Annotated in this window: 12 protein-coding genes and 1 pseudogene; all 13 read right to left on the reverse strand. The window is 58.9% G+C overall.

Going from position 1 to position 13741, the window contains the following annotated elements; genetic code table 11:
- Nucleotides 1-358 (reverse strand): annotated as a pseudogene (locus AAAU26_RS13735) (DUF975 family protein); the annotation flags it as partial.
- A gap of 443 nt (nt 359-801) precedes the next feature.
- Nucleotides 802-1182 (reverse strand): hypothetical protein, encoded by a 381-nt coding sequence (locus AAAU26_RS13740; protein ID WP_227619533.1) that lies wholly within the window; start codon nt 1180-1182, stop codon nt 802-804.
- 347 nt (nt 1183-1529) lie between these two features.
- Nucleotides 1530-2447 (reverse strand): ornithine carbamoyltransferase, encoded by a 918-nt coding sequence (gene argF, locus AAAU26_RS13745; RefSeq protein ID WP_227619534.1) that lies wholly within the window; start codon nt 2445-2447, stop codon nt 1530-1532.
- Nucleotides 2444-3649: an acetylornithine/succinylornithine family transaminase gene (locus AAAU26_RS13750; protein WP_217210658.1), complete on the reverse strand. Its 1206-nt coding sequence runs from the start codon at nt 3647-3649 to the stop codon at nt 2444-2446. The genes argF and AAAU26_RS13750 overlap by 4 nt, the downstream gene beginning before the upstream one ends.
- A 248-nt stretch (nt 3650-3897) precedes the next feature.
- The gene (argB, locus tag AAAU26_RS13755; protein WP_158395685.1) at nt 3898-4752 is read right to left on the reverse strand and encodes an acetylglutamate kinase; all 855 of its coding nucleotides are present in this window, start codon (nt 4750-4752) and stop codon (nt 3898-3900) included.
- Nucleotides 4753-4766: 14 nt separating this feature from the next.
- Nucleotides 4767-5996 carry a bifunctional glutamate N-acetyltransferase/amino-acid acetyltransferase ArgJ gene (gene argJ / locus AAAU26_RS13760; protein WP_207677092.1) on the reverse strand — a complete coding sequence of 410 codons (1230 nt, stop codon included), beginning with the start codon at nt 5994-5996 and terminating at the stop codon, nt 4767-4769.
- 83 nt (nt 5997-6079) lie between these two features.
- Nucleotides 6080-7021: an N-acetyl-gamma-glutamyl-phosphate reductase gene (argC, locus tag AAAU26_RS13765; RefSeq protein ID WP_207677093.1), complete on the reverse strand. Its 942-nt coding sequence runs from the start codon at nt 7019-7021 to the stop codon at nt 6080-6082.
- Complete coding sequence (argH, locus tag AAAU26_RS13770) at nt 7018-8418, reverse strand: argininosuccinate lyase (protein WP_217210664.1); 1401 nt, start codon at nt 8416-8418, stop codon at nt 7018-7020. Before argH ends, argC begins: the two co-directional genes overlap by 4 nt.
- Nucleotides 8419-8557: 139 nt before the next feature.
- Entirely contained in the window at nt 8558-9793 is a 1236-nt protein-coding gene (locus tag AAAU26_RS13775; RefSeq protein WP_158401132.1) for an argininosuccinate synthase, read from the reverse strand.
- A gap of 338 nt (nt 9794-10131) precedes the next feature.
- The gene (locus tag AAAU26_RS13780; RefSeq protein ID WP_227619535.1) at nt 10132-10416 is read right to left on the reverse strand and encodes a GIY-YIG nuclease family protein; all 285 of its coding nucleotides are present in this window, start codon (nt 10414-10416) and stop codon (nt 10132-10134) included.
- Complete coding sequence (locus AAAU26_RS13785) at nt 10403-11230, reverse strand: MYG1 family protein (RefSeq protein ID WP_015565706.1); 828 nt, start codon at nt 11228-11230, stop codon at nt 10403-10405. Before AAAU26_RS13785 ends, AAAU26_RS13780 begins: the two co-directional genes overlap by 14 nt.
- A gap of 122 nt (nt 11231-11352) precedes the next feature.
- The gene (locus AAAU26_RS13790; protein ID WP_227619536.1) at nt 11353-12006 is read right to left on the reverse strand and encodes a hypothetical protein; all 654 of its coding nucleotides are present in this window, start codon (nt 12004-12006) and stop codon (nt 11353-11355) included.
- A gap of 177 nt (nt 12007-12183) precedes the next feature.
- A complete protein-coding gene (locus AAAU26_RS13795; protein ID WP_227619537.1) occupies nt 12184-13557 on the reverse strand; it encodes an ATP-grasp domain-containing protein in 1374 nt (457 codons plus the stop codon).
- Nucleotides 13558-13741: the final 184 nt, after the last annotated feature.

Raw genomic sequence — 13741 nt, forward strand, 5'->3', positions numbered from 1 at the left:
CATCCCACAGACGGTCTTTCTGAGAGAACAAGTCCGAGATGGCAGCATCATTTCCATCTACAAGGTTCAGATTAAAACGAGCATATCCCAGTCGAACTGCACCGCCCACGATCAGTTGGAGGATTGCCCACAGACCAATGCCGACAAGCAGAACAGCAAGCAGCCGACCGCCGTTTGGCTGGGCGAACAGTTCAAAATGAATGTCCTTTGCCTGATTGGAATTGGAAACGACACTGTTGGAACTGCTCACAATGGTAGCACCGAGCGCACTGGCGGCAATACCTGTCAGAGCAGCAGTTTTCCATTTTCCGCGCAGAGCATCGAGAGCGAGCATACGATAGTCGGCAGATACTTTCATAAAAGCAACCTCCTGTTTGAAAACGGCAAGGATGTGTGAAAAGGAATATGATATATGCCACTTTAATTTAGATACGTTTGAAACGCTGAAAAAATTGCAACATGAATGAAAAAGAGGCTGTTGCGCCTGCCGCTTTTACGGCCTGCTCATTGACCTGATTGTAGTTCTTACGCAATCGCAAAGCAGTGCACCCAAGGCGACCAACTGCTTAAAACGGCAGTTTCCTGCGCACACGCTTCTCTGGAATTGCCCGGCACACAAATGTGCACCATGGCAGGCGTGGAAAAAAGATTCCCGCTTACACCTGTTAAGCAGTTCTGTACGTTTTAGTATGGGACAGATTTAATAACGCGGAAAATTGTCAAAGCCCACAGGCTGGAATTTCATCCACCCTGTGGGCTTTGTTGTGCCCGCTAATTGATATAAGTTGATACCAATTAGTATCAGCTGTTTTTCTGAGTTTCGTCCATGATTTTTTTGGCTCGTCCGCGCGTGGTATCTTCGAAAGTTTCATCTTCGCTGAATCGCAGCCAATAGGGGTCTTCCATCAGGCAGGCGTTGGTGCGCTTGACGATTTCCCAAGCGTTGTAGTCGGACAGCCCCATCAATTTCAAAATCTCTTTGCAATCCATCCGATTTTTCGGAAAGATACGCTTCTTTGCCCAAACAACCACATCGACCAATGGGACTTTGCGTTTGTCACCGATGAAAAGGTTCAGGGGCAGATTATACTGCGGCACACCCTCATTTGCGCAAAGAGACTGCCCATCTTCGCTTAGGTGGGCAATTTCTTTTTCATCCATCATCAATTTCAGATAGGCCATTTTATCACCCCATACCATGCTTGGATGGATAGACAAGATGAATCGTTGTTTCGTTCTGCATACATGATCTCCCTCCCCACCACCTCTTCCGCCTGCGCTTTCAGCCCGTTCATGTGCGCCACCCAGAGAAGCTGTGCGCGCTCTTTGTCCGGCGCGGAGTACTTGTCAATCGCAAGGGAAGTTGGTTGCACATAGATTGACACCATATTTGCGATATACAATTCGCAGTTGTTGCCAACGAATCAAAATGCGATAGGCCGGGAGACCGGTGCCAGGGTTCGACTCCCTGATGTCCCGCCAAAAACGCCGCAGGACGATGAGTTCTGCGGCGTTTTTCATTGCATATTTTACTTTCCCGCCAGCAATACCGCCAGCACAGCCTTCTGGACATGCAGTCGATTTTCTGCCTCGGTAAATATCTCGTCGGCGTGGGCCTCGAAGACGGCAGTAGAGATCTCCTCGCCGCGGTGAGCGGGCAGGCAGTGGAGCACCATGCAGTCCGGCTTTGCGGCTTTCAGGAGGCCGCTGGTGAGCTGGAAGCCTGCAAAGTCCCGCAGGCGGCTCTCGCTCTCGGAGGTGCCGGGGGCAGCGGTATTCCAGACAGCCGTCACCACGACATCGGCGTCCTTGACGCCTTCGGCGGGGTCTTCCAGCAGGCGGAACGCACTGCCGTACTTATGGGCGAACATCAGCACATCTGCCGCCGGGCGGTAACCGTGGGGGCAGACGCAGTCTACCTTCATGCCGGAGAGCAGGCCGCCCACGATGAGGCTGTTGGCCATATTGCTGCCGTCGCCGACGAAGCAGAGCTTCTGGCCCGCCAGCGCACCCCGGCGCTCCCGGATGGTCATGAGGTCCGCCAGCACCTGACAGGGGTGAGCATAGTCCGTCAGGCCATTGATGATGGGGACACCCGCAAACTCAGCGAACTCTTCCAAATCGCTCTGGCGGTAGGTGCGCCAGACAACGCAGTCATAATAGCGGCCCAGCACCCGGGCGGTATCCTTGAGCGGCTCGCCGCGGCCGGACTGCAGCTCGGTGGCGGCATTCATGTAGTTGCCGAGGCCGCCCAGCTGGTAGACGCCCACCTCGAAGCTGGTGCGGGTACGGGTGGAATTTTTCGAGAACATCAGCGCGACGCTCTTGCCCTTGAGCAGAGGTTCGGTGCCTCCGGCCTTCTGCTGAGCTTTCAGCTCATCGGCCACATCAAGGATGTGGGCCACCTCGTCAGGGGTGAGGTCGCTCATTTTCAGCAGATGCTTCATGCCTGCTCCTCCGTTTTGCTGGGGTCCATCTCCGCGAGGACGCTGCCCAGAATATCCAGCGCCATCTCCACATTGTGGGCGGTCAGAGTCAGCGGCGGCAGCAGGCGGAGGCGGGTCTTTGCGGTAAGCACCAGCAGGCCCTTTTCGCGGCAGGCGGCCAGCACGTCAGCGGCCTTGATGCCCTCGAGGAACTCGATGCCGACCATCAGGCCGATGCCCGAGAGGCTCCTGACGCGGGGCAGCTTTTCCAGACCGGTGCGCAGCTGGACGGCCCGCTCGTTGACGTTGGCGAGGAAGCTGGCGTCCATCCGGTCCACGACGACATTCGCACCGGCGCAGACCACCGGGTTTCCGCCGAACGTGGAGCCGTGGCTGCTGGGTCCCATACCGGCAGCGACTTTCTCATTCATCAGGACAGCGCCAATCGGCAGGCCGCCGCCCAGACCCTTGGCCAGCGTGACGACGTCGGGCTGGAGGTTGTAGTGCTCACAGCACAGGAAGGTGCCGGTGCGGCCCACGCCGGTCTGCACCTCGTCCACGATAAGGACGAGGTCTTTTTCGTCGCAGAGGGCGCGGACAGCCTGCACATACTCGGGTTCCAGCGCCACAACACCGCCCTCGCCCTGTACCAGTTCCAGCATGACAGCGCAGGTGTGGCGGTCCACCATCTCGGTCAGGGCGTCGATGTCGCCGGCCTTGACGTACTGGAAGCCCTCGTTGAAGGGGCCGAAGTAGTTGTGGAACACGCCCTGTCCGGTGGCGGTCAGGGTAGCAATGGTACGGCCATGGAAGCTGTTGACCAGCGTGATGACATTGTAGCGGTCAGCACCGTATTTGTCGAAGCTGTACTTGCGGGCGGCCTTGATGGCGCCCTCATTGGCCTCTGCGCCCGAGTTGCCGAAGAACACCTTGCTCATACCGGTGCGCTTGCAGAGCTTTTTGGCCAGCTTGCCGCAGGGGGCGGTATAGTAGAGGTTAGAGGTGTGCTGCAGCTTGTGTGCCTGCTCGGAGACGGCCTCGGCCCAGGTCATATCGCAGTAGCCCAGGCTGTTGACGCCGATGCCGCTGGTGAAGTCGAGGTACTTCTGCCCCTCGGGGCCTTCGGCATAGAGGCCGTGGCCCTTCTCGATGGCGATGGGGTTGCGTGCGTAGGTATGCAGGACATACTCGTTGTCCCGCTTGATGACTTTTTCGGAATCCATAATATCTACCTCCTGACGGTGGAGCCACATACTTTCCCTCTTTGCCAAAGGCTCCCCTACAAGGGGAGCTGGCGCGAAGAGCCTGAGAGGTTGTACGAAGGAGAGCCTAGCCGTGAATCGCAGCGAGGCTAAACCTCTCCGTCACGGCTGGCGGCGGTCATCGCTGTTGCCTATCGAGGGGAGGCCTTGGCATATCGGAAAGTTTTCTTATCAACTATTATAGGGTACTCCGGCGCATCGCGCAACCCTTATTCGTGATGGCTGCGGCGATAGAAGCGGGTACCGGAGCCACGGTCGGAGAACAGCTCCAGCAGGATGGAGTGCGGCACGCGGCCATCAATGATGACAGCCTCGTGGACGCCCTGATAGATCGCATCGGCCATGCCGCCGATCTTGGGGATCATGCCGCCCGCGATAATGCCGGCGGACTTATAGCCCTCGATCTCGGAGACCTCCACCTCGGGGATGAGGGTGGATTCATCTTCCTTATCCCGCAGCAGGCCCGCAATATCAGTCATGGAGACGAGTTTTTCGGCCTTGAGCGCGATCGCGATCTGTGCGGCGGCGGTGTCAGCGTTGACGTTATAAGCCTGGCCCAGGTCGTCCATGCCCACCGTTGCAATAACGGGGATATAGCCGCTGTCCAGCAGGCTGGAGATCAGCGTCGGGTCAACGTGGACGATCTCTCCCACATGGCCCAGCTGAGGGTCAAGCTCGGTGCAGCGGAGCATCTGGCCGTCCATGCCGCAGAGGCCGACGCCGCGGCCCCGCAGCTTTGCCACGAGGTCTTTGTTTACCTTACCGGCCAGCACCTGCTGGACGATCTCCATGGTGGCGTCGTCGGTGACGCGCAGGCCGCCTGCAAAGTGGCTCTCGACGCCCACTTTTTTGAGCATCTCATTGATGGCAGGGCCGCCGCCGTGTACCAGAACCACCCGCACGCCCAGCAGGGTCAGGGTGACAAGGTCGTTCATGACCGCGTTTTTCAGCGTCTCGTTGATCATGGCGTTGCCGCCGTATTTGATGACCATGGTCTTGCCGTGGTACTTCTGGATATAAGGGGTCGCCTCCGAGAAAAGGAGGGCCATTTCTTCGTTTTTCATTGCTGTTCTCCTTCTCAGGTGCGGTAGTCGCCGTTGATCTTCACATAGTCATAGGTCAAATCGCAGCCCCATGCCTTGGCGCTGGCGTCACCGGTCCCCATATCCACCTTGACCAGAATATCGTGCTCGGCCAGGACCTTTGCGGCCTCGTCCTCGCTGTAGGGGTGGTAGGCGGCGTTCTCGCAGACGTAGACCTCACCGGCCTTGCTGGACAGCCAGACGCAAACCTTATCGATCGAGAAGTCACCGGGAGTGTAGCCGATGGCGCAGAGGATGCGGCCCCAGTTGGCGTCGCGGCCAAAGACAGCGGCTTTGAAGAGGTTGGAGCAGACCACGCTGCGGCTGACGGCGCGGGCCGTCTTGAGGTCGGGGGCGTGGGTGACTTCGCAGGTGATGAGGTGGGTCGCGCCCTCGCCGTCACCGGCGTGCTCAGCACACATATGCTCGGCGATGGCGGTCAGTGCGGCCACAAAGGCGTCGTAGTCGGCGTTCTCCTCGGTGATCTCCGGGTTGCCCGCGAGGCCGGAGGCCATGATGATCAGGGTATCGTTGGTGGAAGTGTCCAAATCGACGCTCATCTGGTTGTAGGTCCCGGGGACGACGGTCTTGAGGGCCTTTTCCAGCAGGGCGGGGGAGACGGCGGCGTCGGTGGTGTAGAATGCCAGCATGGTGGCCATGTTGGGGGCGATCATGCCGCTGCCCTTGCCGATAGCACCCACCGTGCAGGTCTTGCCGCCCAGCTCAAACTGGATGGCATATTCCTTCTTGTGAGTATCGGTGGTCATGATGGCCGTCGCCGCGTCGGTGCTGCCCTGTGCGTCAGCCGCCAGCTTGGCGGCGGCGGCAGGGATGCCACGGGCAAACGGGTCGATGACCATCGGCTGGCCGATAACGCCGGTAGAAGAGGGCAGGACATCCTTTGCGTCGATGTTCAGCGCCTTGCCCACCAGCTCACAGCATTCCTCCGCCAGTGCCACGCCGTTGGCGGCGCAGGTGTTGGCGTTGCCGCTGTTGACCACGATGGCCTGTGCATAGCCGTCCGTCAGGTGGGCACGGTCTACCTTGATGGGTGCGCCGCAGACCTTGTTGGTGGTGTAAACACCGGCGGCGGCGCAGCGGACGTCGGCCTTGATGAGTGCCAGATCGTACTTTTCACTGTGATTTGCCCGGATGCCGCAATGGACACCGGCTGCTGCAAAACCCTTGGGCGCGCAGATGCCGCCCGCAACTTCTTTATACTGCATCTGAAAATCCCCCTAATTTCAAACCTCTCAGTCTCGCTCCCCTCGATAGGGGCAGTGGCAGCGCGCCAGCGCTGACGGAGAGGTTACTCTAATCCTTCCGTCTCGTTCATTCCCAGCATCAGATTCATGCACTGGATGGCTGCACCGGAAGAGCCTTTGCCCAGATTGTCGAACAGGGACACCAGCATCATCTGGTCGCCCGCTGCGTTGACGGTCATGTACAGCTCCATCCTGTCGCTGCCGGACAGGGCGTTGGAGTACAGACCATTCTCGGGAAGCGGCTCGTTGAGGGCGTGGACGGAAACGGTCGCGCCCTCCTTGTAATAGTCTGCAATGCCTGCGGCCACCGCCTCGGCGCTGGTGCCAGCCAGCTTGAGGTCCAGCGGAACGAGGACCTGCATTCCGCTGTAATAATCGCACACCACCGGCACAAAGGCAGGGGTGTGGGCGAGGCCGCTGATCTTCTGCATCTCAGGCAGATGCTTATGAGCAAGGCCCAGACCGTAGCTCTTGGGCGCATCCAGCTTGCTGTGAGCCGGACGGTCGGCGCTCTCATACTCGGCGATCATCTTCTTGCCGCCGCCGGAGTAGCCCGAAATGCCGGTGCAGCTGAACGGATAGTCTGCCGGAGCCAGCCCCAGCTCCACCAGAGGCCGCGCGATGCTGATAAAGCCGCTGGCATAGCAGCCGGGGACCGCCACACGATACGAATTTTTGATCTTCTCTTTCTGGCCCTTCAGCTCCGGGAAGCCGTAGTCCCAGGCCGCGTCGGTGCGGAAGGCCGTGGAGGTATCCAGCACCTTGACGTCCGGGCGGAGCAGAGGCATGACCTCTTTGGAGGCCGCATCGGGCAGGCAGAGGAAGGCAAGGTCGGCGGAATTGATGACCTTCGCCCGCTCGTTCACATCCTTGCGGCCCTCAGCCGAGATGCTCAGCAGCTCGATGTCAGGCCGGGCGGCCAGACGGTCGGCAATGCGCAGACCGGTGGTGCCGGAAGAACCGTCGATAAAGACTTTTACGCTCATGCGTTTGCCGCCTCCCATGCGCCGAGCTGGGCGCTTGCCAGCTCGATCTGCTTTTTGACGCTGGCCTCGCTGGGACCGCCGTAGCTGGTGCGGCCCTCGCAGCACTTGATGAGGTCGATGGCGTCGTAGATGTCGTTTTCGAACAGAGCGCTGTAGCCCTTGAACTCATCGAGGGTCAGCTCTTCGAGGGTCTTATCCTTGCTGATGCAGTCGGAGACCATGCAGCCGGTGAGCTTGTAGGCGTCGCGGAAAGGCATCCCCTTCTTGGTCAGATAGTCGGCGCAGTCGGTGGCGTTGATGAAGCCCTTGGCAGCGGCCCGGCGCATATTGGCGGGCAGGGTCTTCATGGTGTCCAGCATCGGGGTCACGGTCTTGAGGCAGAGTTCCAGCGTATCGACAGCGTCGAAGATGGCCTCTTTGTCCTCCTGCATATCCTTGTTGTAGGCGAGAGGGATGCCCTTCATCATGACCAGCAGGGTGTTCAGATCGCCGTAGACACGGCCCGTCTTGCCGCGGATGAGCTCGGTGACGTCAGGGTTCTTCTTCTGGGGCATGATGGACGAGCCGGTAGTGAAGGCGTCGTCCAGCTCGATGAACTTGAACTCCCAGCTGCACCAGAGGATGATCTCTTCGGACAGGCGGGACAGATGCATCATGCAGATAGAGATGGCGTTTGCCAGCTCGATGCAGAAGTCACGGTCAGACACGCCGTCAAGGCTGTTGGGGCAGGGCGCCGCAAAGCCCAGCTTCTCGGCGGTGAACTGACGGTCCAGCGGGTAGGTCGTACCGGCCAGAGCGCCGGAGCCCAGCGGACACTGGGCGTCCATCCGGGCGGTGGCGTCCTCGAAGCGCTGCAGATCGCGCAGCAGCATCCATGCATAGGCCATCAGGGCGTGGCCGAAGGTGATGGGCTGGGCGCGCTGCAGGTGGGTGTAACCGGGCATGACGGCGGTGGTGTTCTCGGCGGCCTTCTTGCAGATGACCTTGACCAGCTCCACGATGTAAGCCTGCAGGGTGTGGCTGTAGTCCCGCAGAGTCAGGCGGATGTCCAGCGCCACCTGGTCGTTCCGGCTGCGGCCGGTGTGCAGGCGCTTGCCGGCGTCGCCGATGCGGGCGGTGAGGGTCTGCTCCACGAAGGTATGGACGTCCTCGGCGTTGGGGTCGATGGTGAGAGCGCCGGAGGCCAGGTCATCCGCGATGGAGGCCAGACCGCTCAGAATATCTTCGCAGTCCTTCTCGGAGATGATGCCCTGCTTTGCCAGCATGGCGGCGTGGACGCCGCTGCCGCGCATATCCTGCGCGATCATCCGCTGGTCGAAACGGATGGAAGAGTTGAAGTCATTGACGCGGGAATCGACCGCCTTGGAGAAACGGCCCTTCCAAAGTTGTTCTGCCATAAAAGAAACTCCTCTATAGAAACGGCAAAGCCGCCGCAGGGGAAAAAGCTCCCGCGGCGGTGCCGCCAGCAATGATGCCGGTAATTTGAGCCTTCAGCGTGAAAGTGTAAAAAACACGCCAAAGGGGATGGTAAGCAGGTTATTCCTTGACCTCGGGCCAGTTCTTGGACAGCTTTGCGCGCTCCTTGATGGACAGGCCGAAGAGGTTGATGAAGCCGGTAGCATCGGACTGGTCATAGTCCTTATCCACGCCGAAGGAGGCAGTCTGCTCGTCGTACAGGGTGTACGGAGAGGTGACGCCGGCGTTGATCATGTTGCCCTTGTAGAGCTTCAGCTTGACGTCGCCGGTGACGGTCTTCTCGAGGCTGTCAGCAAAGGCATCCAGAGCCTCACGCAGCGGGGTGAACCACTGGCCGTTGTAGACGATGTCGGCGTACTTCTGAGCCATCTGAGCCTTGAAGTGTGCGCTCTCCTTGTCCAGAGTGATGGTCTCCAGAACATTGATGGCCTTGTACAGGATCGCACCGCCGGGAGTCTCGTACACGCCGCGGCTCTTCATGCCCACCAGACGGTTCTCGACGATGTCCAGCAGGCCGATGCCGTTCTCGCCGCCGACCTTGTTCAGGTACTCGACCAGCTCGACAGCGCCCATCTCCTTGCCGTCAACGGCAGTGGGGATGCCCTTCTCGAAGTGGAGGGTGATGTAGGTCGGGGTGTCGGGTGCCTGCTCGGGGGAAACGCCCAGCTCGAGGAAGCCGGGCTTATTGTACTGCGGCTCGTTGGCGGGGTTCTCGAGGTCGAGACCCTCGTGGCTCAGGTGCCACAGGTTCTTATCCTTGGAGTAGTTGGTCTCACGGTTGATCTTCAGGGGGATGTTGTGTGCCTCGGCGTAGTCGATCTCCTCGTCACGGCTCTCGATGTCCCACTCACGCCAGGGAGCGATGATGGCCATATCGGGGCAGAGAGCCTTCAGGGTCAGCTCGAAACGCACCTGGTCGTTGCCCTTGCCGGTGCAGCCGTGGCAGATGGCGTCTGCGCCTTCCTTGATGGCGATGTCGGCCAGAGCCTTTGCGATGCAGGGACGTGCGAAGCTGGTACCCAGCAGGTAGTCCTCATACTTTGCGCCGAACTTCAGGGTGGGGAAGATGTAGTTCTCGACGAAGTCCTTCTTCAGGTCGAGGACGTACAGCTTGGAAGCGCCGGTAGCCTTAGCCTTCTCTTCCAGACCGTCCAGCTCAGTACCCTGACCCACGTCGCCGGAGACAGCGATGACTTCGCAGTTGTTGTAGTTCTCTTTCAGCCAGGGAATGATGATGGAGGTATCCAGACCGCCAGAGTAAGCCAGAACAACTTTCTTAATATCTTCCTTTTTCATGATGATCGCTCCTTTGTTTATTACACTTTTTATACTTTTGTTTGCCGCCCGGGCATCCCTCCCGGGGCGCTCGACGTCTTGTCTTTCTGAGTACGCTTTTATTATACGCCAAGCGGTTTTTCCGTCAATGCAGAAAACCGCCAAACCTTGTGCAGATTTGGCGGTCCTTTTCTGTTATTTTGTATGTTTATGCATTATTTTCTAAATATATACAAATTTTATGCATCTTTGGTTTGTATATGCATGGCTGTATACAGTCCGGTTTATACATTCTGTCCGCCGTCGGCACGGGGTTGACGGCCCAGTTCCGGCACGGCGCGGCGTTCGTGTTTTTTTATTCATTCTTTTTCAGCCATCCACCCGGCGCAGAGGGTCTCTTTCTGGGCCTTCGTCAGCTTTTTGAGGGCAATCTCCCGCCGGAGGGCGGCGGACTTGTCCGCACACGCTTCCAGGTAGGCAAAGCCCAGCGCGGTATGGGTGCGGGTATACTTTGCGCCTTTGCCGCTCTGGTGGGCCTTGAGGCGGGCTTCCGGGTCGTTCGTCCAGCCGGTATAAAGCTGGCCGCCCGCGCAGCGCACCATGTAGACGTAAGCTGTCTTTTCCGGCTTCTCAGATGCGGCCATTGTTCTTCAGCACCTGACGGCAGGCGGCGAGGGCCGTCTCCTTGTCCTTGGCCGTGATAAGGAAGCGGCTGGCGTGGCAGAAGCTGATGCCCTCGATGCCGCTTTTCTGCTCGATGACCTCCTGCGGCTGGCCGGCCCAGCTCTGGGGGAAGGGGAGCTTGGGCTTTTTGGTCTTGTGGTCGGTGACGCACTGGGCGCTCCAGCCGCCCCGCTGGCTGGGATAGATGACGAAAAGGGCGTCGGTCTTGTACAGGCCGTTCTTCCAGGGCAGATAGCAGGGCAGCACCACGATGCCGTCGCGGGAGTTTTTGTATGCCTGCTGGACCTTCTCGTCGGCGCGGTTGACGGCGTTGGCGCTCTCGATCTGGTTCTCCAGGATCTGCTTTGCCACGGCCACCGCCTTGAAGAAGCAGGCGTCCTGGTCCTCTTTCGAGTCCCACACGGGGTTGAAGAAGCCGATGGCGTCGCAAAGGCTGTTCTGCTCGCCGGTATTGTCGTTCAGATCGAGGGGCTGGATGAAGTTCTCATCAATGAGCCGGGCCTGACGCTCGCCTACAAGGCCGGGGCCGAGTACCCGCCACAGCAGGCCGAAGGCCGCGTAAGGGATGCCGTTGGGGCGGGTCTCGCGGGGCTCCTGATGGTGGTCGAACATGCCAAAGCCAATGTCATACACGATGCCGTCGAAGTCATCCGGCACCACGAAGCCGCGGGTTATTTTAATATCCGGGCGGAGGATCTGGAGCAGGGCAGTTGCGAACACGTCGTCAGCGTGGAACTTGCCTGCGTGGGTAAAGCCGTTTGCGGGTATTTTCATAGGGATTCTCCTCATTCTCTCATGCATTCTGTTGCACACAGTATAGCACATTCCCGGGCGGCGGACAACAAAAAGGAGCCGCCGCATGACGCAGCAGCTCCCATATTCTACAGAAAATTTTCTCAGTGGTTGGCCTGTGCCGCTTCAAATTCTGCCTGCGTCAGGATCTGATAATCCGCAGGGATGTTGAAGAGATTCTGGTCCACAGTGGTGCTCGTGACGCGGTACTCCACGATGGTGCGGCCCTCGGCAGCATCGGTAACGACATACTTGAGATCATCGCCGACCAGGCAGTAGGAAACGGTGGCCGTCTGACCGTTGGCATCGGTGGCAGTGTAGGACAGGGCCTCGCAGTCCTGACCGTTCACATTCACGGTGGTCACGGTGCAGGGGATCTCCTGTGCTTCGCCTTTGTCAGCGGAGACTTCCTCGCTTATGCTCACAGTGGGTACTTCGCCCTTGACGGCCATCTTGGATGCATCGTCCACCAGATAGCCCTGACCGTCTTTCAGGATATAGACCAGACTGCCGGCGTCGCCCATATCCATCTTGATGTAAGCGTTGCCGTTGCTGCGGGCTGCGATCATGGTCTGGGTGGTGCCATCGGGGGCAGTGGTGACGATCTCCTGATACAGCTCTGCGCCGGTGCGCTGTGCGAGCGCGTTGTTGATGCGGGTCTCAACGGAGTCGCCGGGAGCAGCCATGCACACCGGCATCAGCACGGCAGCCATCACTGCAGCCACCAGCAGAGAAGTAAGTTTCTGATACAGCTTCATAGAAAATTCTCCTGTCTTTCAGCTCATTTTGCAAAGGCGTTTTCCTCTTTTGCATTTGCATTATCTTACAACTTTTTCCGGGGCACTGTCAATCATCACATTTGCCCTCATGTCAAAAACAGCCGCAGAGGCGTTTATTTCTCTCTGCGGCTGCGGTTTGTAAAGTTTTTGTGGAAACTACTTCCGGCCCTTGCGGCTGGTCTTGGTGACGGCGCGGGTGGGGGTCTTGGTCACAGCAGTGGTGGGCTTGACCGCCGGGCTGAGGTTGGGCTTCGGGGTCAGAGCCTTGGTGGGCTCGCCCAGAGCCAGCACCTGGGAAAGCGCGGCCTGTGCGGCGGCAGCATCGCCGTCGGTGACGGCCAGAACATCGGAGTAGAACTGCTCCATCTCCTCGCGGGTGGAGAAGGTGGCGACGTACATCTGGTTGCCCATCGCACCGGAGAGGGCGTCGGGGATGCGGTCCACCATCTTGATGTTCTTCTGGTACTTCTGCATGATCTGCTCATGACTGTACACGAAGTTCTTACCGTCGCGGCGGCCGACGAAGGGGCAGTAGTAGTGCTCGCCCACGGGCATATCGGTGCCGCCGAAGGCGATCATGTCGGCCCATATCTTATAGACGTTGGTGGAGCGGGCGAAGTTTATCATATCGGGAGTGAAGCCGCCGCAGGGGCGCATATTGACTTCGAGGGCCACGATCCGGCCTTTTTCGCCCATGCTGGCCTGGTCCTCGGTCATCCGGAAGAACTCGAAGTGGACGAAGCGGCTCTTGACGCCGAAGCTCTTGACGACGGCACGGCCTGCGGCGCGGGTGTCCTCGGGCAGGTCCTTGATGATGTAGTAGATGGAGTTGTCGTTGTCGTTCACGATGTCCATGATGGACATGGGACTGACGTTTCCGGCCTCAAAGATGGGGTTGCCGGAGGCGTCGATGATGGCGTCGTAGCTGTTGACCTCGGCGTGGACGAACTCCTCCATGATGTAGGAGACGTCCGGGTGATTCTCGGCCTTGTAGGCGAGGAAGGTCTTCAGCTCTTCGTCATTGGACAGCTTGTGGGTATCGGAAGCGCCCACGCCGTTGTCGGGCTTGACCACCACAGGGTATCCCACCTGCTTGATGAAAGCCTTGCAGCCGTTGAGATCGTCCACCATGTGGTAGCGGGCGGTGGCGATGCCGGCCTTCTGGTAGTACTCCTTCATCTTGCTCTTGTACTTGATGCGGGGCATATCCTCGGTCTGGAAGCCGGAGGTGATGTGGAAGTCGGTGCGCAGGGCAGCGTCCCGCTCCAGCCAGTATTCGTTGTTGGACTCCAGCCAGTCGATACGGCCATACTTGAAGATGAAGAAGGCCACAGCGCGGTAGACTTCGTCGTAATTCTCGAGGCTGCCGACCTTGTAGTACTCGTTCAGGCTGTCCTTCAGCTCCGGCTTCAGCTCATCGTAGGGCTGGTCGCCGATGCCCAGCACGTTCATGCCGTTGTTCTTCAGCTCCCGGCAGAACTGCCAGTAGTTTGTCGGGAAGTTCGGGGAGATAAAAATAAAATTCTGCATAATTTCGCGTCTTCTTTCCTTGAATATCCTCTATAACCCTCTCAGTCACCTTCGGTGACAGCTCCCCCAGAGGGGGAGCCACTGGCGAAGAGAGGAAGCTTTCCGTTATGCCAAAGCCTCCCCTCGTTAGGAGCAACAACGACGACCGCCGCCAGCGGCGGAAACAGGGAGTCGCTGTTGGGGC

The organism is Faecalibacterium longum (assembly GCF_040094125.1).
Classification (GTDB): Bacteria; Bacillota; Clostridia; order Oscillospirales; family Ruminococcaceae; genus Faecalibacterium; species Faecalibacterium longum.